Below are 23,339 nucleotides of genomic sequence, written 5' to 3' on the forward strand. Positions count from 1 at the left end.
CCTTCAGACTCTGAGGTCTGAAGGTTTTTTATTGTAAAAAGCGATATATTTACTTCATCCCATGCTGGTGAAAACATTCAACATAAGCGCGGTCTTCCTGCTGTATATGCACTGTCAGCCAGTCCTGTAAAAATTTCATCAGTTCAGGTCCGACCTGCTCGCCTCTTTCCACTCGTTGCTGGAATTCAAGCACACTCTTCACCAGATTCTGATGTTTTTTCACATGGGCGGCTTCATCCTGATAGCCAAACTGTGAAAACAGGACTTCTTCATATTCAAAATGGTTGGCTGTATAGTCGATCAGTCCCTGGACCACACGTTTTACTGAAGCCAGACCATAATGATGAGTCAGCAAATGATTCAACTCATTCACCAGATGGACTAATGTCTGATGCTGGCGGTTAATTTCTGCCAGATTCAGGTCAAGCCCCGGTCCCCACTGAATTAATTTCTGCCGGCGCTGATCTTCCTCCGCCAGCTGGCCGGGATCAATAGCAAACCGATGGAGCAGGGATTTGATTTCACCTGAAATATTCTTCACGGCAACACTGGCCATCAGCGTTTCATTCGTGACCTGAACATTTTCCTCAGAGACAGCAGAAATATCAGCCAATCCCTGTAGCAGACGTTCATTCGACCCGACCTGCTCATTCAGCAAACCGGAAATCTGCTCGCTCTGTCCGGTGATTGCCACAATTTTCTCTGAAAGCCGGAAGAATGCCTGACTGACATGCCCAATGACTTCCATCGATTCATCCATACTTGCTGCATTCTTGCCGATTGCTTCAACAACCTGCTGAATACTCTCCAGCAACGTTTCTATTTTTTTCTGAATATCATCGGTTGCCACCCGGGTGCGGGTTGCCAGTGTTCTGACTTCATCGGCCACTACGGCAAAACCGCGCCCCTGCTCTCCAGCCCTGGCCGCTTCGATGGCCGCATTTAATGCCAGCAGATTGGTCTGGTCAGCAATATCACTAATCGTTTCCAGCACCTGGCCGATGCTGCTGCTTTCACTTTCAAGTTCCTGAATATGAGATTTGGAGCCTTCCATTTGTTGACTGGCATTTTTCAGTGCAGACTCAAGCTGCTGCATATATTGCCCGCCATCCTGTGCCTGTTGCTTTGCATCCACAGCAGACTCAGCGGTTGATTCTGTAAACCGTGCGACCTGATTGGTAGATTCAGACAATTGCTGAATCATATCCAGAGAGGCGGCTATTTCTGTACGCTGTTTTAATGCACCAGCCTCTGCTGTTTCAGAATTTTTTTTCACTGATTCAGCAACCTGCATGAGTATATCAGAGGTTGAGCCTAAAGCGCCCACAGTTCGCGAAACATCAGAGCCAATCCGGTTAAAGGCATAAAACAGCGGATGACCTTTTCCTTCCGTGATATCAATCCTGACCCTTAAATCACCTTCGGACAGACAGGCAGCCGCCTTTCGGGTCTGACTCAGTATCTGGTGAAACATCTGAAAAACCACATACAGCACCCCGCAAAACAACGCCAGCCACAAGCACCAGCCCCATAAACCCGCAGATAAGAAGTGATAAAAAAAAGGAAGCAACAACACAACAAAAACCAGCCACCACTGCAACGGCTGTAACTGACTTATTTTCTCGTTCATTCAACACCACCTGTCACCTCTGGGTTTGTGTTGTTAAGCATAGAAAGAGATACTGAAAAAGGAGCAACCGATTGTTCAAAACATGATCGAAAGAAAAAAAATACGGAGCATGGCTCCGTATTTGATCAATTTCATTCAGAAAACTGTTTCAGGACTGGAAAAACTGCCAGACCACACTATGTTCAGAGCCCATACTCCACAGCAAAACCACCACTGCCAGCATAAACTCAAGAATCAACACCCCGGCACCAAGCGTGACTCCGGACAAGATAAAACCCCGTTTATTGCTGATCCCTAAAAAGTTAGGTGTTCCCCGGTAGAGCAGATATCCGGTATAAATGATACCCCCGATCATGGCCAGCAAACAGAGCCAGAAGACCGGATACAAAGCAAAGATACCGCTGAGAAACAAAGGTGTCGCCGTATAACCGGCAAAGATAACACACTCACCATATTGCGGACGATTCGGTACCCGGCGCGCCAGCCAGTGAATCAGACCGCCAACGCCACCAACCGCCATCAGAATCAGCACATAAAAAGCCATCCCCAGAATTAATCCGTCTCCCCACGAGACGATATACGTTGTCTCTCCGCCGAACGTCCAGCCAAACTGAGTCGTGCCGATGTAAGAGCAAATAACCGGGATAGCAGCCATCCAGAGTACATGGTGCAGATACAAGTGACCAATTGTTTCGTGTTCAACGCTGATTTCACGCCACTCCCGATCCGGATGGTGCAATAAACCCCAAACATGATTAATCATACTTCCGTCTCCTTTACTGGTATTGATTGTTGGCCTTTACCAATCTGAACAAAAATTGACCAATATCAAATTTAAGTATAGCGGAAGAATAAAATTATACCTGCATCACAATTCAGGCCGGACACTGCCCGGCCTGATTGCCTCCTTCATACACCTTACTGAGCGGTGTTTCGTCAGATTCATTGATTGATACAGAGACTCAGGTCTTGCCAGCTGCCATTGAGATAACACAGATCCGGACTAAAAGCCGATAAATCAGCCGTCTGCCCGCTGCCGTTATCACTGAAAATCACATTCAGGGAAGACAGCTCAGTGCCAAAATCATAACAATAGCTGTTTCCGTCAGCGCTCATGGCTACACCCGGCCAGGCAACTGTATTAACAGCTGATGCCGCGGCAACATTCCAGAAATAAAGATAGGGAGAAGAAAAGTTCTGTGCATTATCGTAGCAAACCCGGGTGTTTTCGCTGGCTTGAGGGTCATCCGGCTCATCAGTGAGACTGAACCCGCAATCACTCAGACTTTTCCACGCACCATTGAGATAGCATGAACCGGATGAAGCGGACAAATCTTCCGTTTGCGATGCACCTTGATCAGAGAAAATCACGTTTACAGAGGTCACTTCAGCCGCCGGATCATAGCAGTAGAAATCTCCGTTTTTCTCCATCGCCACTCCGGGCCAGGCGACAGAGCTCATGGCGCTGGCCGGAACAGGTTTCCAGTAATAGAGGTAAGGCGTCGTGAAACCGGCACTTTGATCGTAATAACACATGGCCGTAGAACGCACCGCTTTTTCCGGCTCAGGCCCGGTGACAGGCGGGATCACAATGCCACCCAGACTCGCACCGACATGGATCGCGGCAGCGCCCTGATAACCAACACTGAACTGCGCATTGCCCTGTCCGTCGACATGGATGGTTTCACCACTACAGGTTTTGGCTGTGCTGTCAAAATCACCGTCAATAATATTACAGTAATCCCCTTCCGGCATTCCGGTGCTGAACGTATGTGTTAGCGTACCGGAATCAGCCCGGTTAATCACGACAAAGCCAAGTCCGCCACGGCCAAATGCAATCTGATTGCTGCCATTATCCCACCAGTTGGTCACTTTCCACTGTGCGGCCGTATAATTACGGAATGCCACCATATTACCAACACCACGCCATTCGTGGGTACAAACCCAGTCTCCACCGTTAAAATCACAGGCATTGCCGCTATGAACCCCGGCAGATGGTGGCGCGTCATCACTGCTGTTAAATTTGTAGCCGGACATAATTTTCGGGTAGCCGTAAGGATATGCCAGCATAAATACATGCCCCAGCATATAAAGATTGCCCTGATCTTTATAAGTCAGCTCATTGCCGGCATTGCCCCGCTCATCATCATGATTGGTCACAAAAACAACGGCTTTATCACTCGGTAGCCAGCCACTCCACTGATTGAGGGATTTGAGTGTATTGATCTTGCCATTCTTAAATGCAGAACCAATTGTGCGGGCGAAATTAAACTCTGTCACCCCGCCATTGTCTGTGTATTCTGACGGCTGAACCGGCTCACCTGACGCACCAATCACTTCCTGAAAAATATAGGGCGGATTACCGTCAGCTAATGTGTGCAGCTTACTCTTAATTGCCGCAATGTCAGTCGCCGGAATATGTTTCGCCGCATCAATCCTGAACCCGGCCACCCCCATACTGATTGCGTCATTCATGTAATCTGCAATTTTCTGGCGCACATATTCCGACTCAGTTTTCAGGTCATTCAGTCCAACCAAATCGCAGTTTTGTACCTGCCAGCGGTTACTGTAGTCAATATTATCGCGACAGTTATGGAAATCCTCCGTGCTGTAGGGCACATCAGGGAAACTCCGGTTCCAGGCCGCCATATGGTTAATGACCGCATCAAGATAAATTGACACACCTGCGGCATTACAGCGCTGCACCATGTCTTTAAACTGTTCCCGGTTACCGCTGCGGCTGTCAAACTGATAACTCACCGGCTGATAACGGGACCACCATGCCGCATTATCAATGCTTTTCTGCGGCGGGGAGATCTGCACAGCAGCAAAACCTTTCGGCCCCAGAAAATCTTCACATTCCGTGGCAATATCAGACCAGTGCCACTCAAATAAGTGCACAAATGCCGTTTTGGGCACTTCCGCAGCCGCCTGTACGACCGCGGCAGAATATGCCCAGAGACCGGCACAGAAAATAAACCCGGCAGAGAGTTTATGTGTTATTTTCATATCAGTACCTTTAACGTTGGAATCAATATTTATTATCCTTAATCAGTTCCGTTATATTTATTATGTCAAAAAGTCAGACTGAAATATAAATTTAACCATCGTTTCATTAAAGCGAAAAAATAATTTCTCAGGCATATTTCAGCCAGACAGAATAAATCAGAACCTGACAGAATTTATTCTCTTTACCGGGATAAATCAGTACATCTCAGACAGGAACGTGAGAAAAATCAATGATTGTCGGGGGGATAAAACACACAATTACAACAGCATCACACTCTGTATATATCTGGTCATGCAATATCAGGCGGGTCATGTCAATCACAAAAAGTGAGTCCCTGCACAAAAAAAGAGCAAAAATAAGAACAGACACTCAATTAACACATCAGGCTATCATAATATATTTATCAATACGAGGCGTGTTGATGTTTTTCAAAGTATACAAATCATAGTTGCTACACGACAGACAAAAAAGAAATATTCAGATTCTGAAAGTGAACTTTCAATGATAATTTTTTCATGATTTTTAATGTAAATTCAATGTCAGGAGTTACTTCATGAAAAAACTGATTGCACCATTATTACTGTTGCCATCGCTGGCCTTCGGCTATACCAATACAGTGACGATTCCAAGCGATGCTAAATGTTACAGTACCAGTTCTAATGTCGGGATGAATATTAAGGTATTAAACTTAAGCTCACGCGCCACGACGTTCAAGTTTGGTATGATCACCCAGACTGGCAGTGAAGCCAGCAGTATCAATTATAAGTTCAGACTGAACAATGGCGGCCATGAATACGCTTCTTTCACACCAGAGACTGAAATCACGGTGCCAGCCAATTCCGCCAAATATATGTATATGAAGTTTAACTTCGAATCATCGGATAATAAAAATGAAAACAATAGCTGTGATGACCTGCCTGAAATGATCAGAGTCACACATATGGATGCAAACAGTCAGATTGTGGTCTCAGGATATAGTATGAGCTCAAACCTGAAGTTTGACCTTAAATTTAATGAAGGCAAACCATTCTGAGCCGGTTAATTAACAAGCATTCTTTCTATTTTAGTTTTCATGTGATATCAGGAGTATTCCGATGAGAAAATTTATTGCACCTTTATTATTATTGCCTTCTCTGGCTTTTGCACAAACAAATTCTGTTGATTTTCCGGTTCAGGCGAAATGTGATTCTGATAATCAGGTAGTTAATCTGAGTTTCAGAGTGACAAATTTAAGTCATTACAGAACCACTTTTAAGATCAATTTTGTGGGTAACTCTGGCACCAGTCAGAAAACATCCGTGGGAATTGTCAACGGAAATAGCACCTCTTACTCAAGTATGACAGAAGATACCGTCACATCAATTTATGCCAATTCAACCATCACGGTCCAGGCCCAGTATATTCACAATTACACCGGCTCTAACTCGCGTGGAAAAAATACTTGTTCGTTACTTCCTGTCATGGCCAATATCACGCATATGGATACAAACAGCCAGATTCTGGTGACAGGCTATACATATAGCACAGATAGCCTGACTTCCTCAGCAGATCCCAAATTTAAATTCGACCTCAACATCAACAAGGGCAAACCTTTCTGATTTCCATTTATTCAGCGCAATGATGTTGCACAAACACCGGGCAATCCCGGTGTTTTTATTCAATTTTCACAGAAAACACTCTAAAATAAAAATTAATCAACAAAAAAAATAGCCGAACAGTAAAAATACAGATAGAACCCCAAATAATAACATTATAGTTTTATCAATAAAATAAAAATATTACAATTTCATCAAGTTCATTTAGTATTTGCACAGCAATCGACAAAAATAAAATATCAATGTGTCGTCATCATCTACGCAATGATAAATTCCCCATGATTTTTAATCTGTATTTAACGTCAGGAGTTTCCCAGTGAAAAAATTAATTTCACCGTTATTATTATTGCCTTCTCTGGCTTTTGCGCATACAAATGCTGTCGATTTTCCAATACAAGCAGCATGTTCAACCGCTGATAAATCTGTAACAGACTTCAAACTGGAATTAACAAATTTGAGCGACAATGCAACTAGTGTAATTGTTGACCTTTGGAATCAATCAGGAAATACCCTAACTTCAGTGAATACACTTTATGAAGGTGATGGCTATACAAATCTCACTCTAGGTAGTGCATTTTCGATACCCGCGCATACAACTGTCCGTTTTTATACATCGTATGCATATAATTATGCAGGTTTCAGTGGTGTTAATATTAATCTACATAACCCATGTAGTGTAAGTCCAGTTATGGGAAAAATTACTCACTTAGATGCAAATAGTCAGATTATTGCGAATGGTTATTCTGGACCAAGGGAGAAAATATTCAATCTCAACATTAACAATGGCCAGCCATTTTAATTCATTTCGAATCAATTATTATCGCTTGCACCGGATGGCCTCACATCCGGTGTTTTTATTACACACCATTGATTCACCCCACTATCTCCCTGACACAATCAATAAACTGCGCCATCAGTGGCTCTTCCCGGTCATGGCAATACGCCAGAGAAATATCAATTTCCTCAGTGAAATCAGCCAGTGGGCGAAACACCAGCCCCGGTTGTTTCAGGCAGTGCTCAATGGCAGACGGCACCACGGAAATCCCCACCCCGGCACTGACCAGTGACAGCACCATCATCATGTCTGAAGCCTTATAAGTCACTTCCGGCTCATACGCTAAAATATGCCGGATACCGGAAGTTCCCTGATCAAATTCAGAGCCGGCATACACGACAAAACCTTCCTGTTGCAGCATTTGCCGGGTCAATGGCGTCTTTGCGGCCAGCGGGTGACTGGCTGACATCACAACCCGCACAGCCCACGTTTCCAGACGCAGCAGAGAAAGCTGAGGCACCGCCTCAAAAGAGAATGCCGGATAAATCCCGAAATCTAACGACTGGTTCTGCACCCCTTCCATCAGCCGGTACGGGTCCTGCTCCTGCAATTCAAACTCCACTTTGGGGCGGATTTGTCTGAAATGATGCATAATCCGCCCCAAAATACCGGCATAAGCCACACTGGCAGAATAACCGATTCTCAGGACTCCCAATTCACCCTTCAGTGCACTCCTGCCCACTTTGACCGCCAGCTCATAAGCATTCAAAGCGGCCTTCGCTTCCTGATAGAACAATTTACCACCTTCGGTCAGCTCCACTTTGCGGCTGGTCCGGTGAAATAATTGCCCGCCCAGCGCTTCTTCCAGATCTTTAATCTGGATGCTCAGTGCCGGTTGCGCAATATGCAACTGCCGGGCTGCCCGGCCAAAATGCAGGGTTTCAGCCACCATCACAAAATATCTGAAATGCCTTAAATCCATACCTGTTTAATATAAATTAGTTATCAATCACCCCATGATTATATATTGGATACCAATGAAAAAGCTATTTATGATCAGAACTGTGACCCATAACCGATAAAGAGTAAACCATGATAATGACTCACCGAATGGCCTCAGCCGTTGGCCGTCTGCTATTATTCAGCGGCCTGCTCGCTGGTATAGCCGGAACAGCAACCGCTCAAAATAACGCGCCGGCATCATCCGCAAACACTGCATCACATCACTACGAACCTTTTCAGCCTATGCGCAGCTTCATTCTGGTCAGTGTCCGTGATGACAGCGATTTACCCGCAGCATACCGCTGGTTGTACAAATACCATGTCCCGGACAGCATTTCTCAGTTCGCACCTTATGTCACCAAGTATTCAACCTACCGTGCTTTACCTGTTCCGCCCAAAGGTGAAGACTATGGGACTTATAACTGGATTATGACCGAGCACTACTGGCTGATTAATCCGTTTAATACCAGCAACAGTGCAGCCCCCAACGGGCTGGCATTTAAAGAGACCTTTGACCCGGAATACATGCGGATTACCCGGCAACCCACCGATGGCGATTTGCGCCCGACTCACTGGGTCGGCAGCCGTGAAGGATATCATCCGACCGTCTTCGCTTTTGCGCCGCTCTTCTGGGAAGAAGACTATAAAGGCAGTGACAGAACCATTGAAGATGGTCCGAATTACCGCTGGCTGATTGTGTTTAAATACCCCAAAGGTGTTTCTGTCGAACAAGGTGATAAGTGGTTTAAGCAGGTGCTGGTTCCGGCGCTGGCGAAGCGCCCGGAAGTCAACCGGATTCTTTCAAGCCATGTGCTGGCTCAGCCTCATACCAGCCCGTTTCAGCGGGTGGCTGAAATCTGGTTTGATAACAGTAAGCAATGGGAAAAAGCGATGGCTGCGGTCCGCAAAGAAGTCGCGAAGCCGGACTGGGCCGTTTACGATCAGTTCCCGTATATTGAACCCTACAAAAACTTTGTGGGTGAATTTCTGTTAGACCGGCCTGAATCCGATCACCTGCAGCAGTATAAAGGCTACATTTCGACACGATAGCCGCGGTCTGACGACTGCTGAACAAGGCCCGGATCGCTGGCAGGCTTTCCGGGCCATTATCATTTTATTACCACAAGCCTTGATGCTTTGATGATAAAATGGCGTCAATAATGATAATCAAAAAGAGGAAACATAATGCGTCAGAATCCTGCTTTGGCCTCACAGGCCGGCCGGAATAAAAATAAGCATACCGGCCTGACGATCACCCTGGGAGCCTTAACCGCTTTCGGACCTTTTGCCACCGATATGTACCTGTCCAGTTTTCAGGCCATTGCGGACGATTTTCAGACCCAGATTGCACAGGTTCAGCTCAGTCTGTCCACTTTCTTTATTGGCATGGCCATTGGGCAGCTGATTTACGGGCCGCTGATCGACAAATTTGGCCGCAAGAAACCGCTGATTTTCGGTGTCCTGCTGTTTACACTCTGCTCCATTTTGGCTCTTGTCGCGCCGGATATACATCTGTTCAACGGTCTGCGGTTCTTTCAGGCGGTGGGCGGTTGCGCCGGGATGATCATCAGCCGGGCAATTATTAAAGATCTGTTTGATGAACAAAGTGCCGCGCAAGTATTGTCCGTGATGATGATCGTGCAGAGTCTGGGCCCCATTCTTGCGCCGATACTGGGCGGTTATCTGTTCACGCTGTGCGGCTGGCAGTCCATCTTTATTTTTATGGCTGGCTTTGGCGTACTTTGCCTGTATCTGACACAAAGACAAGTGCCGGAGTCACTGCCTCCGGAGAAGAGAGTGAAGAATCAAACCAGCTTACTGAAAGCTTTTTCAACGCTGCTGATACAGCCTTCATTTATCTTCCCGACCCTGGCCGGAAGTTTCTCCATTGCGACCATGTTTATCTTTATCAGCAGCTCGCCTTTCGTCTTCATGAAACTTTTTCATGTTTCACAACAATGGTATGGCTGGCTGTTTGCGGTGAATGCGATTGGCATGGTGCTGGCCAGCCAGATCAATAACCGGCTACTGAAGCTCTACACGGTCCGCACGCTGATCAAATATGCCGCTCCGATCGGATTCATTGCCGGACTGGCACTGTTTGCTCTCAGAGGCACAGAGCATCTGGTTCTGCTGATGATTCCGCTGTTTATTTGTGTGTCTGTGGTGCCGGTGATGGGTGCAAACACCACCGCCATGGCAATGGAAAGCAGCGGTAAACAGGCTGGTCTTGCTTCATCACTGATTGGTTTTCTGCAGTTTGCACTTGCCGGTGGCGTCAGTGCGCTGGTGGGTTTACTGCACGATGGCACAACCGATCCGATGTGCGGCATGATTCTGGCTGTCACTGCACTTTGCTCGCTGTTAACCTTCACGGAACTGAGCCGCTACCGGCGCCAGACTCAGGCACAACAAAACTGATCACAAAAAAAAGCTGATGCTGCTAAAAGCGCATCAGCTCAATGATGGACAGTATCGACATGAAAGTACGACGGACAACGTGTCGTAAGCCATCTCAAATACAAAAACAACCTGGAATGAAAACATCCCGGTTACCTGAAATGGGGCGGGTAACCGGATGATGAAAGAAAAATAAGAATCTCTCCTTATTTTTCAGCAACACCGGGGGAGGCGTTAAATTACTTCAGATTTTCAGGGAAGTTCGCTGGTAACTCGCCTGGATGACAATTAATGACTTCTTCATTATTTTCACCACAATCACGTACAAACGTAATCGTTGCAAATTCATCAATCACTTCAGTCGGATAAGCCGGGCCTTCTGCACGGTAAGCTTCCATTTGAGGAATGTGATCATTCTGGAAACAAACAGTTTTCTTCGGATCATTAATCACCCAGCGAGGGAAGAAAATTGTGCCGTGGAATACACGATCAGCCAGGTTAGCAATCAGGCTGACATCCGTCCCGGTTGGCTCTGTCCATGAAATTTTATACACGTCAGCGGCAACCTGAACCATAATCACATGCTGGTCTTTTACCCAACGACCGCCTACGATGCCACTGTGGATACGATAATCCATCGTTTCACCGTTTTTGACGTAAATTTCGTAGTTCCAGCCATTGTCGTAGGTATAAACTAAATGTTTGCCAACCAAACCAGATAAATCATTTTTATTAAACACAATAAACTCCTCTTGATGTGACCTATGCATCAGGTCTGTATAGCAAACAGAATATATTCTATAATTTTAAAGTAAAATCGGTTATTTAGAATAAAAAGATAAAAAAATTTTATATGTTAATGACAACACTCGAACAATGGCAAATTCTGAAGTCCGTGGTCGAACTCGGAAGTATTGCCAGTGCCGCGGAGCGGCATCATAAAAGTCAGCCGGCAATCAGTTATCAGCTGTCGCAATTGCAGGAACGGCTGGGCATTAAACTCTTACAGCTGAAAGGACGCAAACTGGCACTGACCACCCACGGTGCCTTACTGCTCGATGAGGTCAGTGTGCTGCTGGAAAGCTGGCAGCGGATGGAACACAAAGCATCCGCACTGAAATCCGGCCCCCGCTCATTTATTACACTGGTCATCGACAGCCTGTTTCCGCGCCAGCAGCTTTTCAGTGCACTGAAACAATTCCATCAGATCTATCCTTATACGCAGGTGCATCTGCGGGAAGTGGTACGGGATGAAGGCATTGCACAGGCAGAGCAGGCATTCGGGGACCTGTATATGATTGGTCTGACCAATGAACAGGAAGCCACTACCCCCAAACAGTTTGTGATGGATATCCGGATTATGCTGGTCGCTCATAAGGATCACCCGGTTTTCGCCCAGGAAGAACAGCTCAGGCTGCTGCAACTCAACCGGTATCCGGTGGTTCAGATCGTTGATAAAGAAAACCAGCAAAAGCAGTTACATGAGAAGAGATATCAGGAATCGTGGTTTGTCACGACCATCGATTCCGCGGTAGAGGCCGTCATGAGCGGACTGAGCTGTGGCTGGCTGCCGGAAGACAGTATCCGGCAACTGCTCGCATCTGGTGAACTGAGGCCAATTCAGCAGAATGCCCCCTCAGAGCGAATCTCCTCTCTGTATCTGATCAAAGATCCGTCCTGTCGGTATGATACTTGTGTTCAGGCGCTTTCGGATGCACTGTTAGCCTCGGTGACTGCGGAAAACTGACGAGATGATAAAGACTATCGGGTGCCACAGCGTCTGTCCGGCCGGATATCAGGATTCAGTGGACACCCAAATAGTCTGATTGATGCATGGTTGCGTCTGAAGTGTTTCGTCTTTACTGATTCAGCGCGATTGAATTAAATTCCATCGCTGCATCTGCTATCGCTTCCCAGAGGTATTGTGCACTGGAAATATCCGCCAAAAGCAGAAATTGTTCCTGATCGCCCGATGCCAGCCGGACCACAACCGCATTCGTTCTGGCAACAGACGTCTGAGCGATTGCGCCTGCCGGAAATACTTTTTCAGACAAATCCACACCACACACTTTGGCGAACATACGGTGAACAGACAGGCCGTTTATCAACATCATCATATGACTGTGCTGACAATACAGCCGGTATAACCCCTTGGTGTTCAGTACCAACAATTCAAGATTTGCCAGAACCGAATGATTGGTATGGCTTAAATCAATCACCCAGAATTCTTTCTGACTTAAACGCAGAACGATCAAATCATCTGCTCTGGCAGCCTGATTGGGCTGAGAAGGAACCGGTAAGTTCTGCTCAGCCAGAAATGCACCGGCCTGCTCCCCCCGGATACCGACACGGGAATAAGTGGTGACATCCTGACAGTTGATCGCCCCATTCACAGGTGACGTTTCAGCAATCAGACTTTTGCGCAGTTCGGGCGCTGCACTCAGATTAAAATATTCCATTATTTCACCTCCTGACGGCGATTGTCCGGGTCATAAAAAGGGAGTGACACGACTTCAGCGACGACCACTTCACCGCCATCAACACGAATGGGGATTTTTGACCCGATCTCTTGCTGCTCAACGCCAACGTAAGCCATGCCAATATGAGCACCAACCGTTGTCGAAAATTCTGAAGAGGTCACATTACCGGTAATGTCGCTCGTGGCATCCTGCGCATTTGCCAGCACCAGATGCCCTTCTGCTGGCTTGGTTTGTGTTGCATCAAGTCTGAAGCCCACTAACTTTCGGGTCTGTTTGCCGTTCATCACAATATCGACGGAGCGGCAACCCACATAAAATGGTTTCTTGCGGCTCACCGCCCAGCCAAGTGAAAGTTCACCCGGATGTGACATGCCATCGGTATCCTGACTGACAATAATATGGCCTTTTTCCAGACGCAGCAGACGCTGGGTCTCCACGCCAAAAGGCTTGATATCAAACTCATGCCCGGCTTCCATCAGCACATCCCACAACGCCTGTCCAAACAGAAAAGGCACATGGATTTCATAACCCAGCTCTCCGACGAAACCGACCCGCATCAGGCGCACCGGCATCCCTGCAATGGTTCCCTCCCGGTAGGCCAGATAGGGAAATTTATCCTGTGAAAAATCAACATCATGACAAACTTTTTCGACCACACGACGAGATAAAGGCCCGGCGACATTGACGGCGGCAAAAGCCGATGTCACATTGGCAATATCCACATCAAGACACCACTGTGCATTCCACTGCGTCATCGAGCGATAAACGCTTTCAACACCGCCCGTTGTTGCCGTCACATAAAAGTGGTTGTCACTGATGCGACAAGCAACACCATCATCAACAACCACGCCCTGTTCGTTCGTCAACACGGCATAGCGGGTTTTACCTACGGGTTGTTTGAGAAAGCCGAATGTATACATCCGGTTCAGAAACTCTGCGGCATCCGGGCCACGGATTTCTAACCCGCCAAGCGTGCTCACATCAATGATTCCGACCGCAGTACGCACATGGCTTGCCTCGGCCTGAATCAGTGCATCGCGATGGGCTTTATCCCCATAAAACGCCGGACGGCGCCACTGCCCTGCCGGGATCATGTGCGCCCCCAGCGTCTGATGTCTCTGCTGCATCGGCGTCTGGCGATATGGCGTGAAAATACGTCCGGCAACATAGGCCAGTTTTTCCGGTACAAAGGGAGGTCTCGCTGTGGTTACACCTGTCTCAGACACGGTTCGATCGGTGGCATCAGCCACTAATCTTGCGGTCGGCAATGCCGAATGCCGGCCTTGTGACGGCCCCATACCCACCGTAGAAAAACGTTTCACTAACTGAATATCCCGGTAGCCCATTTTCGTTGCATTGACGATATCTTTTATCTGAAGATCTTCATCAAAATCAACAAATTCTTTACCTTTGGGATGTTTGAAAACCGGCCAGCCGAAGTTCGTCTGTTTCGTGCAAACCACAGTTGCAGGGATGGTATCATCCATCTCCAGCGCATTGAGACAGCGGATGGCCGCCTGTTCACCATCTGCCAGAACGGCGTCGATCCCATGAATACCATTTACAGAACCGGCAATATGCAGATGAGCGGGCAGCCGGGTAATGGCAAAACGTGCCGACTCATCATCATAAGTGAGCTGAGCACCAGCCTGACAAAGCAATTGATAAACCGGCATGTAGCCCGCTGACATACAAAGCAGATCACATTCAACATTGAGGCCCGCTGCCGCCACCTTGCCTTTTCCGGTCATGTCATGGACCATAACGGATGCTAAACGCTTTTTATCATGCGTTGCGTGCGCCTCATAAACGGTCGCATTTGCCCGCACCGGAATCTCATATTTCCCGGCGATTGCCCGCATCTTCGTGTCGGGGCCTTCCTGACGCATATCGACGATCATTGCGACAGTCACACCACTTTGTACCAGTTCAACAGCAGCAAAGTAAGCATCGTCATTGCCGGTGACCAGCACAGCACGCGACCCCGGTTTAATCGCATAAAGTTTCATCAGACGCATCGCTGCACTGGTCATGACCACGCCCGGAATATCATTGTTGTGGAACACGACGTGCTGTTCAAAACAGCCGGAGGCAACAATGCACTGTTTCGCCCGCACCTTGTACATACGGTGACCCTGTAAGACCGGCAAATAATTATCTGCAAACCAGCCATTACAGGTCGCATTGGTGTAAACCTCAATATGATCATGCGCAGTCACCTGGCTGACGAGCGTATCAATCAGTGAATCGGCTAACGTCCCCTGTTCATCAAAGCGGTGATAATTTAATGCACCGCCCAACGTATTGTTTTCATCGATCAGGATCACTTTTGCACCGGCATCCGCCGCTTTCAGTGCCGCTTTTAATCCGGCTGGCCCGCCGCCGATCACCGCAATATCACAAAACAGATAGGCTTTATCAAAATACTCAGGTTTAAAATTCAGATCAGCAACACCCAGGCCTGCCTTCTTGCGAATCAAGGGTTCCCACTTATCCCAGATGCCTTGGGGCTTATAAAATGCACGATAATAAAAACCGACCGGCATAAAACGCGCACCGAGCTCCAGTTTTGCATCTTTATCTTTCTCCAGAGTCCCGTTGTAGTTTTGCCCCATAACGTTCAGGCCCTGACGAACCGGTGTTTTATCAGCCAAAGCATTCGGTTCATCCGGAAGCTGGACCAGCGTATTGCCATCCTGCCCCGCCATGGTCAGCGGCCCTCTGGGCCGATGGTATTTGAATGATCGGGACATTAACCACTGATCATTGGCAATTAAGGCACTGGCAACAGAGTCTCCGGCATAACCGTGATAGGTTTTCCCCTCGAATTCAAATTCAACCGGCTCGTCACGGTTGATCCATTTTCCTGATGGTGCAGGTAAACGTGGATTGATCATGCGACATGCTCCTTGTCAGACATGGTTTCTTCATCAAACGTCACCCTTTGCTGATAAAGCTCTGAAGGGTCATACGTTTTGATAATTTCATCACTTGCAGTATGGCGTTCGGCGATAAACCAGTAGCCCGATGCGGAGTGATACCACCACTCCTTTACAATCTGAATAGTGTTATCCGAATAGAAAACATAGTCCGCCCAGACTTTGTCGCTGCATGTTTTGGGATTCGGCATGGTCTTCACTTCTCCCCCGTAAACGAACTCACTGATATTTCTCGGGCCGTTCAAAGGACACGTCATTATTTTCATTTGAATACTCCTCAGAGGCTGTCAGTCTTAGTGGCTCGCGGCTGTCGCGCCCATTTCATTGACCTGACGGAATTCGTCAAACCGGTCCATCGAGAACGGTGCAATCAGTTCGGGGACTTTCCCGCCTCCGGCAACCAGTTCAGCCATTGTTTTTCCGCATATCGGCGTCGACTTAAATCCCCAGGTGCCCCAACCGGCATCCAGATAATAGTTTTCAACCGGGCTCAGCCCCATAATCGGGCTGTAATCGGAAGTCATATCAGTAATGCCCGCCCACTGACGCATCAATTTCAGATTCGCCATAAACGGGAACATCTCAATCGCATGTGCCAGCAAACTTTCTTTTAAGTCCATCGTTGACCGGGTGTTATACAGCGGATACGGATCCGAACCGCCCCCAATCACCATTTCGCCGCGCCCTGTTTGCTGGACATAACAGTGCAACGCCGATGAGCTGACTAAAGGATCAAGAAATGGCTTCACCGGCTGCGTCACCATTGCCTGTAACGGATAGGTTGTGATGGGCATTCTGATACCTGCCATCGCCGCAACAATCGAGCTGTGTCCGGCAACCGCCTGAACAACACAGCCACACGATACATTGCCGCGATTGGTTTTTACGCCGGTAACTTTGCCGTTTTGCACGATAACATCGGTCACTTCCGTCAACTGGTGTAGTTCGACACCGCGCTGAGTGGCACCTTTGGCATAACCCCAGGCCACCGCGTCATGACGGGCCGTGGCACCGTCGATATGCCAGAGTCCCGCCAGCACCGGCATATCAGCCGGGTTCATGTTCAGGGTTGGCACAAGCTCTTTGATCTGCTGCGGGTCAATCAGTTCTGTGCGTCCGCCAAAGTGTTTATTCACTTCAGCTCTTTGCCGGAAAGAGCGAATCGTGGCGTCCGTATGTGCTAATGTGAGCTGGCCACGCGATGAATACATAATGTTGAAATCAAATTCATTCGAGAGTTCTTTAAACAAATTGACCGATTCGATATAAAACTTTACCCCATCGGATGTGAGATAATTGGAGCGGATAACGGCCGTATTCCGGGCCGTATTTCCCCCGCCCAGATACCCTTTTTCCAGAATGGCGACATTCGTAATACCATGATATTTCGCCAGATAATAAGCCGTCGCGACCCCATGACCACCCCCACCGATAATCACCACATCGTAGTGTTCTTTTAATTTTGAGGGTGCGGGCAGATCTGCATAATCTTCAAACGGGAAATCTGATTTCAAACCGTATTTTAATAGTGAAAATGGCATCGCATTACTCCTCATGAACCGGCTGAAATACCGGTTCCTGCAACCGGGACAACTGCTGCTTAAATGCGGTCAGTGTATTTTTCATCAGGCAGGCGATCGTCATCGGGCCAACCCCACCGGGCACCGGACTGATCGCCGCACACTTCGGCGCAACGGCTTCAAAGTCAACATCACCCTGCAACTTACGCCGGCCATCGATACTGACTGAATTAATCCCGACATCAATGACCACAGCCCCCGGTTTCACCCAGCTTTCTGCCACCAGTTTAGGCACGCCCACCGCGGCGATAATGATGTCAGCATGCCTGCAAACCGCTTCAATATCCGTTGTGCGCGAGTGCACCATGGTCACGGTGCAGTTTGCCTGTAAAAGGAGGCTGGCCATTGGTTTACCGACAATATTGGAGCGACCAATCACCACGGCATGTTTCCCGTCCAGCTGACCTATTTCTCTTTGCAGCATTTCCATGCATCCCAATGGCGTACACGGCACTAAAGCACTTTGGCCGATGGAAAGCAGCCCGGCGTTATGAGGATGGAATCCATCCACATCTTTATCCGGCGTGATGAGCTGAATAATGCGCTCTTCGTTGATATGACGTGGTAAAGGAAGTTGCACCAGAATACCATGCACCTGCGGGTCAAGGTTCAGGTCTGTAATCAGTGATTCAAGCGCATCTTGCGTCACCTCTGATGCCAGCCGGTGCTCAATGGAACGAATTCCGGCTTCCTTCGCCCGTTTGATTTTATTGCGCACATAAACTGCACTTGCAGGATCATCTCCCACTAACACAACGGCCAATCCCGGTGTCATCCCGAAATCCTGCTGATAGGTTTCAATTTCAACAGCAACTTCACTGACAATCTGACCGGCCAGCTGCTGACCATTAATGATTCTCGTCATGATTCCGGCTCCTATCTGAAGACAATGGTCTTGTTACTGTGCATAAACACGCGATGTTCCAGATGTAGCCGGACCGCTTTGGCTAAAGCGACCGTTTCGGTATCACGCCCGACAGACACCAGCTTTTCCGGCGAGTAGGTATGATCGACCGGCTGAACAGACTGCTCAATAATCGGCCCTTCATCTAAATCTGACGTCACATAGTGCGCAGTCGCCCCAATGAGTTTGACGCCACGTTCAAATGCCTGATGGTAAGGTTTTGCGCCTTTAAATCCGGGCAGGAAAGAGTGGTGGATATTAATGGCTTTGCCGTGTAATTCCTGACACAGGGTATCTGACAAAATTTGCATGTAACGGGCCAGCACAACCAAGTCAGTTTCTGTTTCTCTGACAATATCCAGTAATGCAGCTTCCTGTTCCGGTTTATTGTCTTTATTGACGGGCAAATAAACAAAACGAATGCCTTCGCGCTCCGCCATCGGCCGCAAATCTTTATGATTTGAGACAACGGCAGTAATTTCCATCGGCAGCTCACCTTTGCGGTGACGATACAGCAGGTTATCCAGGCAGTGATCAAATTTGCTCACCATCAGCAGCACCCGGACCGGCTTAGCGGCATCGAATATCTCCCATTCCATATCAAAGCGTGTCACGGCTTCATTAAAACCAGCCCGGACATCTTCAATACTGAACTCATCAGATTCAATACGGCAGACAGCACGCATAAAAAAGCGTTCGTTTTCTTCATCATCATACTGATGCATTTCTGAGATATAACAGCTGAGACCAGCCAGATAAGAAGTCACTGACGCCACAATCCCACTGGTTGCGCCGCAAGAAGCTTTTAAAACAAATTCCTTTGAAGTCGTCATTACTTTCCCTCACTTAACTTTCTGTTGCGCAGCCATTGCAACGCTATTGTTTATTTTTAGTAAATTTAATATATTCTCAGGAAATTAAAATGACAATAGAACAACCCCAAATAATGCCGGTATGGCTTTTTTTATTGATATATGAAAAATAATTTGATTGATGGAGAAATATGATGACAAATCCGCCTGACTACCACGTTCCTGCACTTGCACGTGGCTTGCAAATTATCGAAATGTTTAGTGCCAGTGATCGGGTATTAACCACGCACGATTTCGCCGAACGTCTTGGCGTCAGCGCGTCTTCAACCTACCGTATCATCCAGACCTTACTGGATATGGGATATCTGAAGAAGGTGACCCGCAATGCCTATGAACTTGGTCCGCAGGTCGTCTCGCGCGGTTTCGCTTTTCTTGCCGGACAAGAGCTGGTCGATATCGCATCTCCCTTTCTCAACACTTTGCGTGATCACACGTCAATCTCCTGTCATCTGGCCATCCGCGACGGGCTGGAAACGGTGTATATCTACCGTGCTCAGGCATCACAAAGGCTATCCGTCAATATTCCGCTGGGAACCCGTCTTCCCTGCCATACCAATGCGATGGGCAGAGTGTTACTACGGCAGTTAAGCGATATTGAATTCAATGCCATGTACCAGCAGGTACAGCTGGATCGATATCCTGAGCCACATCCGCAGACTTTATCTGAGTTGAAGCATTTACTGAAAACAGAATGGCAGCAAGGGGTTTCAAGTAATCGTTCTGATAATGCAACAGCAATCGCCGCACCGATCACCAACTATCTGGGGAAAGTGGTTGCAGCGATTAATATTTCCGGCGCAGACCAAATCATGAATCACCCAAGGCAATTTGAGGAATCGAAGCACCTGTTAATTGAAACCGCCCGGAATATTTCTCAGGCGGTTCCATAAAGGTCATCAGGTCATCAGGTCATCAGGTCATCATGATCTCTGCGGCAGATTTATCCATCAGGATAAATCACCCATACAGAGATATTTGATTTCCAGATAATCTTCCAGTCCGTATCTGGAGCCTTCCCGCCCCTGACCCGACTGTTTAACCCCACCAAAAGGAATCATTTCCGAGCTGATCGCCGTTTCGTTGACACCAACCATACCGTACGCCAGCTTTTCACTGACGCGCCAGATCCGGCCTGCATCTTTTGTATACAGATAGGCGGCGAGACCGGCGTCTGTGTCATTTGCCATCGCAACGGCTTCCGCTTCTGAAGTAAAACGGAAAACCGGTGCCACCGGACCAAACACTTCTTCTTTCGCCAGCCGCATCGTTGCATCCAGATGCTTCAATACCGTGGGACGGTAGAAGTGGCTGCCCAGTGATTCAGCAGCACCACCGACACAGACTTCAGCCCCTTTTGCGATTGCATCTTTGACCAGTGTATCGACATTATCAACCGCTTTGGATGTAATGAGCGGTCCGATAGCAGTCTGGCTGTCAAACCCGTCACCCACAGTGAACCGGGCAACCTGTTCACTGAAACGTGCCACAAACTCATCATAGATTTCATCTTCCACCAGAATCCGGTTGGCACAGATACAAGTCTGACCGGCATTACGAAATTTTGCCGCCAGTGCGCCTTCTATCGCTTTGTCCAGATCCGCATCTTTAAATATCACGACCGGTGCGTTCCCGCCCAGCTCCATTGACGTTTTCTTCACGGTTTTAGCAGACTGCGCCATTAAGATTTTGCCGACCGCGGTGGAACCGGTGAATGAAATTTTCTTCACAATTTTGCTGGATGTCAGCACATTGCCAATCGCCGGAGCATCCGTGCCCGGAATGATATTAAACACACCGGGAGGAATGCCTGCACGGGTTGCCAGTTCACCCAGCGCCAGCGCCGATAAGGGCGTTTCAGCCGCCGGTTTGAGTACAACCGTACAGCCGGCAGCAAGGGCTGGCGCCACTTTTCGCGTGATCATTGCATTTGGAAAGTTCCAGGGGGTGATTGCACCCACAACACCAACCGGTTGTTTGATGACGATGGAACGGCGGTCGGTGCCGGTCGCGGGTAAGACATCCCCGTAGATACGTTTGGCCTCTTCCGCAAACCACTCTATATATGAAGCGCCATAGAGAATTTCCCCTTTTGACTCCGCTAAAATCTTGCCCTGCTCTGCAGTCATCATCAGCGCCAGATCATCCTGATGTTCTGTCACCAGCTCATACCAGCGCCTCAGAATCGCCGCCTTCTGCTTCGCCGGGACATCACGCCATGATTCCAGTGCCGCATCCGCGGCAAAAACAGCCTGTTCAGTTTCTTCCGGGCCCAAATCACTCACCTGAGCAATGACACGTTCCGTCGAAGGGTTGATGACGTCAAACTGTCTGCCGGTTGAGGAAGCCACCCACTCTCCATTGATATAACCATGGCATTTGAGAAGTGACTTATCCTGCAATGTTTCTAATATCGAATCCATGATCCTGCCTTTTGTGTTCATTACTTGTAGCCGTAAGCCGTTTTTGAAACGTCTGTCTGAACGGCAGTTTGTTTCACGTTAAATTTGGCTAAATCTTCAGCCGAGTACACCAGACCATTGGCTTCATCTCTTAAACCTTTCGTCAGCGCAAAACACATGAACAACAGCACGACAGAAAATGGCAGAGCAGCAATAATCGTCGCGGTTTTCAGGGCATCCAGTCCGCCATTGACGAGCAATACTGCCGAAATCAGCCCAAGCGCAACACCCCATACAATTCTTAACCATTTCACCGGGTTCCGGTTGCCGTCAGAAACGATAGTTGATATCACCAGCGTGCCGGAGTCTGCCGAGGTCACAAACCAGGTAATGATCAAAAACGTTGCCAGCGCTGCAAAAACATGGGTCAGCGAGGTATATCCCAGTGATTCTATGGTGCTGTAAAGCGCCAGTGTCATATCCTTATTGACCACATCAATCAGATTGGCCCCACCGAACATTTGCAGGTTCAGCGCCGTGCCGCCAAAGATAATAATCCAGAGGAATCCACCCAGCGGCGGGATGATTAAAGCACTGAGCATAAATTCCCGGATCGTCCGGCCACGCGAGATTCGGGCAATAAACATACCGACCAGTGGACCCCAGGATAACCACCAACCCCAGTAGAATACGGTCCACCAGCCCTGCCATTGACGACCGGGTTCCATATCCACCCAAAAGCCCATCGGCAGAAAATGCGTTACATAATCACCAAGACTGGTCACGGTGAGTTTCAACAGGAAAACCGTCGGCCCGGCAAAAAGAAAGAAACCAACTAACAGCGTACTAAGACGAATATTCCATAAACTGAGTAACTTAATGCCTTTACCCACACCGGTTACCGCCGATACGGTCGCAATCACAGAAACAACCACAATGAGAATGACCTGAGTCGTGGTCGAAATTTCGGTACCAAACAGAAAGTTCAGCCCGGCATTCATTTGTGAGACGCCCAGTCCTAAAGTTGTTGCAGTACCAAACAGCGTACTGAAAACAGCCAGCAGATCGACGGCATGTCCGATCGGGCCGTGAATCCGGTCACCTAAGATAGGATATAAACCGGAACGGACCGTCAGCGGCAGGCCTCTGCGGTAGCAGTAATAGGCAAGACAAAGTCCGACCAGAATATAGATCGCCCAGCCATGCAAGCCCCAGTGAAACATGGTAATCCGAAGTGCAACCTGGGCTGCCTGCTCAGTTTTTGGTGCAATACCGGCCGCTTCAATAAATGGATTACCCTGAAAGTGATAAATCGGTTCGGCAATACTCCAGAACAGTAAGCCGGTTCCGATCGCACAGCTGAACAGCATGGAAAACCAGGCGATAAAATTAAACTCCGGCTTTTCATCATCCTTGCCCAGCCGGATTTTTCCGTATTTTGAAAAAGTCACCCAGACGGAGAAAAACAGCGTAAAGCAAACAACTGCAACGTAATACCAACTTAAATTTGTATTGATCCAGCTATTGAACGTACTAAAAAGGGTTTTGGATTGTTCCGGACGTAAAATAGAAAATCCAACAAAAATAAGCACCATAATCACTGAAGAATAAAACATCGTCTTATTCACTTCAGACGGATTACCCGCACCTTTTACCATACTACTCGGTTTCATGATTTTGTCCTCCCTGACTCCACACGCAGAGCCACTGCTTTTATGAAGTAACCTCTCTTCGGATACCGGTATCAGGCACG

Annotated in this window: 20 protein-coding genes; 7 read left to right on the forward strand and 13 right to left on the reverse strand. The window is 48.0% G+C overall.

Annotated elements, in window-relative coordinates; genetic code table 11:
- Window positions 1-49: 49 nt before the first annotated feature.
- From OCV29_RS10450 to OCV29_RS10460, 3 genes are all read right to left on the reverse strand, one after another.
- The gene (locus OCV29_RS10450; RefSeq protein WP_073605473.1) at window positions 50-1,630 is read right to left on the reverse strand and encodes a bacteriohemerythrin; all 1,581 of its coding nucleotides are present in this window, start codon (window positions 1,628-1,630) and stop codon (window positions 50-52) included.
- A 148-nt stretch (window positions 1,631-1,778) separates the two neighbouring features.
- Window positions 1,779-2,393: a Yip1 family protein gene (locus OCV29_RS10455; protein ID WP_073605474.1), complete on the reverse strand. Its 615-nt coding sequence runs from the start codon at window positions 2,391-2,393 to the stop codon at window positions 1,779-1,781.
- Window positions 2,394-2,572: 179 nt separating this feature from the next.
- Window positions 2,573-4,639, reverse strand: a complete 2,067-nt coding sequence (locus OCV29_RS10460; RefSeq protein ID WP_073605475.1) for a starch-binding protein — start codon at window positions 4,637-4,639, stop codon at window positions 2,573-2,575.
- Window positions 4,640-5,193: 554 nt separating this feature from the next.
- Here OCV29_RS10460 and OCV29_RS10465 point away from each other — a divergent pair.
- From OCV29_RS10465 to OCV29_RS10475, 3 genes are all read left to right on the forward strand, one after another.
- Complete coding sequence (locus OCV29_RS10465) at window positions 5,194-5,673, forward strand: hypothetical protein (RefSeq protein ID WP_073605476.1); 480 nt, start codon at window positions 5,194-5,196, stop codon at window positions 5,671-5,673.
- 61 nt (window positions 5,674-5,734) lie between these two features.
- The gene (locus OCV29_RS10470; RefSeq protein WP_073605477.1) at window positions 5,735-6,238 is read left to right on the forward strand and encodes a hypothetical protein; all 504 of its coding nucleotides are present in this window, start codon (window positions 5,735-5,737) and stop codon (window positions 6,236-6,238) included.
- Window positions 6,239-6,551: 313 nt separating this feature from the next.
- Entirely contained in the window at window positions 6,552-7,034 is a 483-nt protein-coding gene (locus OCV29_RS10475; protein WP_073605478.1) for a hypothetical protein, read from the forward strand.
- 73 nt (window positions 7,035-7,107) lie between these two features.
- Here the strand turns inward: OCV29_RS10475 and OCV29_RS10480 are convergent, their stop codons facing one another.
- Window positions 7,108-7,992, reverse strand: a complete 885-nt coding sequence (locus OCV29_RS10480) for a LysR family transcriptional regulator (protein WP_084193477.1) — start codon at window positions 7,990-7,992, stop codon at window positions 7,108-7,110.
- Between the two features lie 110 nt (window positions 7,993-8,102).
- Between OCV29_RS10480 and OCV29_RS10485 the strand changes: the two genes are divergently transcribed.
- A complete protein-coding gene (locus OCV29_RS10485; RefSeq protein ID WP_139281683.1) occupies window positions 8,103-9,062 on the forward strand; it encodes an acetyl-CoA hydrolase in 960 nt (319 codons plus the stop codon).
- A 135-nt stretch (window positions 9,063-9,197) separates the two neighbouring features.
- Entirely contained in the window at window positions 9,198-10,433 is a 1,236-nt protein-coding gene (locus tag OCV29_RS10490) for a multidrug effflux MFS transporter (RefSeq protein ID WP_084193479.1), read from the forward strand.
- Between the two features lie 218 nt (window positions 10,434-10,651).
- Here the strand turns inward: OCV29_RS10490 and OCV29_RS10495 are convergent, their stop codons facing one another.
- Window positions 10,652-11,155, reverse strand: a complete 504-nt coding sequence (locus OCV29_RS10495) for a phenolic acid decarboxylase (protein ID WP_200796982.1) — start codon at window positions 11,153-11,155, stop codon at window positions 10,652-10,654.
- A gap of 110 nt (window positions 11,156-11,265) precedes the next feature.
- On the opposite strand from OCV29_RS10495, the gene OCV29_RS10500 reads away from it, so the two are divergent.
- On the forward strand, window positions 11,266-12,159 hold the full coding sequence (locus OCV29_RS10500; protein ID WP_073605481.1) for a LysR family transcriptional regulator: 894 nt from the start codon (window positions 11,266-11,268) through the stop codon (window positions 12,157-12,159).
- A 112-nt stretch (window positions 12,160-12,271) separates the two neighbouring features.
- On the opposite strand, the gene OCV29_RS10505 is transcribed toward OCV29_RS10500, so the two are convergent.
- The 6 genes from OCV29_RS10505 to purU are packed head-to-tail and all read right to left on the reverse strand — an operon-like array spanning window position 12,272 to window position 19,148.
- Window positions 12,272-12,871 carry an aminomethyltransferase family protein gene (locus tag OCV29_RS10505; protein ID WP_073605482.1) on the reverse strand — a complete coding sequence of 200 codons (600 nt, stop codon included), beginning with the start codon at window positions 12,869-12,871 and terminating at the stop codon, window positions 12,272-12,274.
- Window positions 12,871-15,789: a 2Fe-2S iron-sulfur cluster-binding protein gene (locus OCV29_RS10510; RefSeq protein WP_073605483.1), complete on the reverse strand. Its 2,919-nt coding sequence runs from the start codon at window positions 15,787-15,789 to the stop codon at window positions 12,871-12,873. Before OCV29_RS10510 ends, OCV29_RS10505 begins: the two co-directional genes overlap by 1 nt.
- A complete protein-coding gene (locus tag OCV29_RS10515; RefSeq protein ID WP_073605484.1) occupies window positions 15,786-16,097 on the reverse strand; it encodes a sarcosine oxidase subunit delta in 312 nt (103 codons plus the stop codon). Before OCV29_RS10515 ends, OCV29_RS10510 begins: the two co-directional genes overlap by 4 nt.
- A gap of 27 nt (window positions 16,098-16,124) precedes the next feature.
- A complete protein-coding gene (locus tag OCV29_RS10520) occupies window positions 16,125-17,372 on the reverse strand; it encodes an FAD-dependent oxidoreductase (protein ID WP_073605485.1) in 1,248 nt (415 codons plus the stop codon).
- A gap of 4 nt (window positions 17,373-17,376) precedes the next feature.
- Entirely contained in the window at window positions 17,377-18,276 is a 900-nt protein-coding gene (folD, locus tag OCV29_RS10525; RefSeq protein WP_073605486.1) for a bifunctional methylenetetrahydrofolate dehydrogenase/methenyltetrahydrofolate cyclohydrolase FolD, read from the reverse strand.
- An 11-nt stretch (window positions 18,277-18,287) separates the two neighbouring features.
- Window positions 18,288-19,148, reverse strand: a complete 861-nt coding sequence (gene purU / locus OCV29_RS10530; protein ID WP_073605487.1) for a formyltetrahydrofolate deformylase — start codon at window positions 19,146-19,148, stop codon at window positions 18,288-18,290.
- A 170-nt stretch (window positions 19,149-19,318) separates the two neighbouring features.
- Here purU and OCV29_RS10535 point away from each other — a divergent pair, with 170 nt between their 5' ends.
- Entirely contained in the window at window positions 19,319-20,077 is a 759-nt protein-coding gene (locus OCV29_RS10535) for an IclR family transcriptional regulator (RefSeq protein ID WP_245796966.1), read from the forward strand.
- A 57-nt stretch (window positions 20,078-20,134) separates the two neighbouring features.
- Here OCV29_RS10535 and OCV29_RS10540 read toward each other — a convergent pair whose 3' ends face one another.
- Both OCV29_RS10540 and OCV29_RS10545 read right to left on the reverse strand, forming a co-directional pair.
- On the reverse strand, window positions 20,135-21,607 hold the full coding sequence (locus OCV29_RS10540) for an NAD-dependent succinate-semialdehyde dehydrogenase (RefSeq protein ID WP_073605538.1): 1,473 nt from the start codon (window positions 21,605-21,607) through the stop codon (window positions 20,135-20,137).
- 20 nt (window positions 21,608-21,627) lie between these two features.
- Window positions 21,628-23,259, reverse strand: coding sequence for a BCCT family transporter (locus OCV29_RS10545; RefSeq protein ID WP_073605489.1), 1,632 nt, complete (start codon window positions 23,257-23,259; stop codon window positions 21,628-21,630).
- Window positions 23,260-23,339: the final 80 nt, after the last annotated feature.

It is taken from the genome of Vibrio aerogenes (assembly GCF_024346755.1).
Lineage (GTDB): Bacteria > Pseudomonadota > Gammaproteobacteria > Enterobacterales > Vibrionaceae > Vibrio > Vibrio aerogenes.

What these genes read in the sequence shown, in the direction of transcription:
- OCV29_RS10450 (WP_073605473.1), bottom strand. Translation starts at nt 1,630, where the DNA reads ATGAACGAGAAAATAAGTCAGTTACAGCCGTTGCAGTGGTGGCTGGTT.
- OCV29_RS10455 (WP_073605474.1), bottom strand. Translation starts at nt 2,393, where the DNA reads ATGATTAATCATGTTTGGGGTTTATTGCACCATCCGGATCGGGAGTGG.
- OCV29_RS10460 (WP_073605475.1), bottom strand. Translation starts at nt 4,639, where the DNA reads ATGAAAATAACACATAAACTCTCTGCCGGGTTTATTTTCTGTGCCGGT.
- OCV29_RS10465 (WP_073605476.1), top strand. Translation starts at nt 5,194, where the DNA reads ATGAAAAAACTGATTGCACCATTATTACTGTTGCCATCGCTGGCCTTC.
- OCV29_RS10470 (WP_073605477.1), top strand. Translation starts at nt 5,735, where the DNA reads ATGAGAAAATTTATTGCACCTTTATTATTATTGCCTTCTCTGGCTTTT.
- OCV29_RS10480 (WP_084193477.1), bottom strand. Translation starts at nt 7,992, where the DNA reads ATGGATTTAAGGCATTTCAGATATTTTGTGATGGTGGCTGAAACCCTG.
- OCV29_RS10485 (WP_139281683.1), top strand. Translation starts at nt 8,103, where the DNA reads ATGATAATGACTCACCGAATGGCCTCAGCCGTTGGCCGTCTGCTATTA.
- OCV29_RS10490 (WP_084193479.1), top strand. Translation starts at nt 9,198, where the DNA reads ATGCGTCAGAATCCTGCTTTGGCCTCACAGGCCGGCCGGAATAAAAAT.
- OCV29_RS10500 (WP_073605481.1), top strand. Translation starts at nt 11,266, where the DNA reads ATGTTAATGACAACACTCGAACAATGGCAAATTCTGAAGTCCGTGGTC.
- OCV29_RS10505 (WP_073605482.1), bottom strand. Translation starts at nt 12,871, where the DNA reads ATGGAATATTTTAATCTGAGTGCAGCGCCCGAACTGCGCAAAAGTCTG.
- OCV29_RS10510 (WP_073605483.1), bottom strand. Translation starts at nt 15,789, where the DNA reads ATGATCAATCCACGTTTACCTGCACCATCAGGAAAATGGATCAACCGT.
- OCV29_RS10515 (WP_073605484.1), bottom strand. Translation starts at nt 16,097, where the DNA reads ATGAAAATAATGACGTGTCCTTTGAACGGCCCGAGAAATATCAGTGAG.
- OCV29_RS10520 (WP_073605485.1), bottom strand. Translation starts at nt 17,372, where the DNA reads ATGCCATTTTCACTATTAAAATACGGTTTGAAATCAGATTTCCCGTTT.
- folD (WP_073605486.1), bottom strand. Translation starts at nt 18,276, where the DNA reads ATGACGAGAATCATTAATGGTCAGCAGCTGGCCGGTCAGATTGTCAGT.
- purU (WP_073605487.1), bottom strand. Translation starts at nt 19,148, where the DNA reads ATGACGACTTCAAAGGAATTTGTTTTAAAAGCTTCTTGCGGCGCAACC.
- OCV29_RS10535 (WP_245796966.1), top strand. Translation starts at nt 19,319, where the DNA reads ATGATGACAAATCCGCCTGACTACCACGTTCCTGCACTTGCACGTGGC.
- OCV29_RS10540 (WP_073605538.1), bottom strand. Translation starts at nt 21,607, where the DNA reads ATGGATTCGATATTAGAAACATTGCAGGATAAGTCACTTCTCAAATGC.
- OCV29_RS10545 (WP_073605489.1), bottom strand. Translation starts at nt 23,259, where the DNA reads ATGAAACCGAGTAGTATGGTAAAAGGTGCGGGTAATCCGTCTGAAGTG.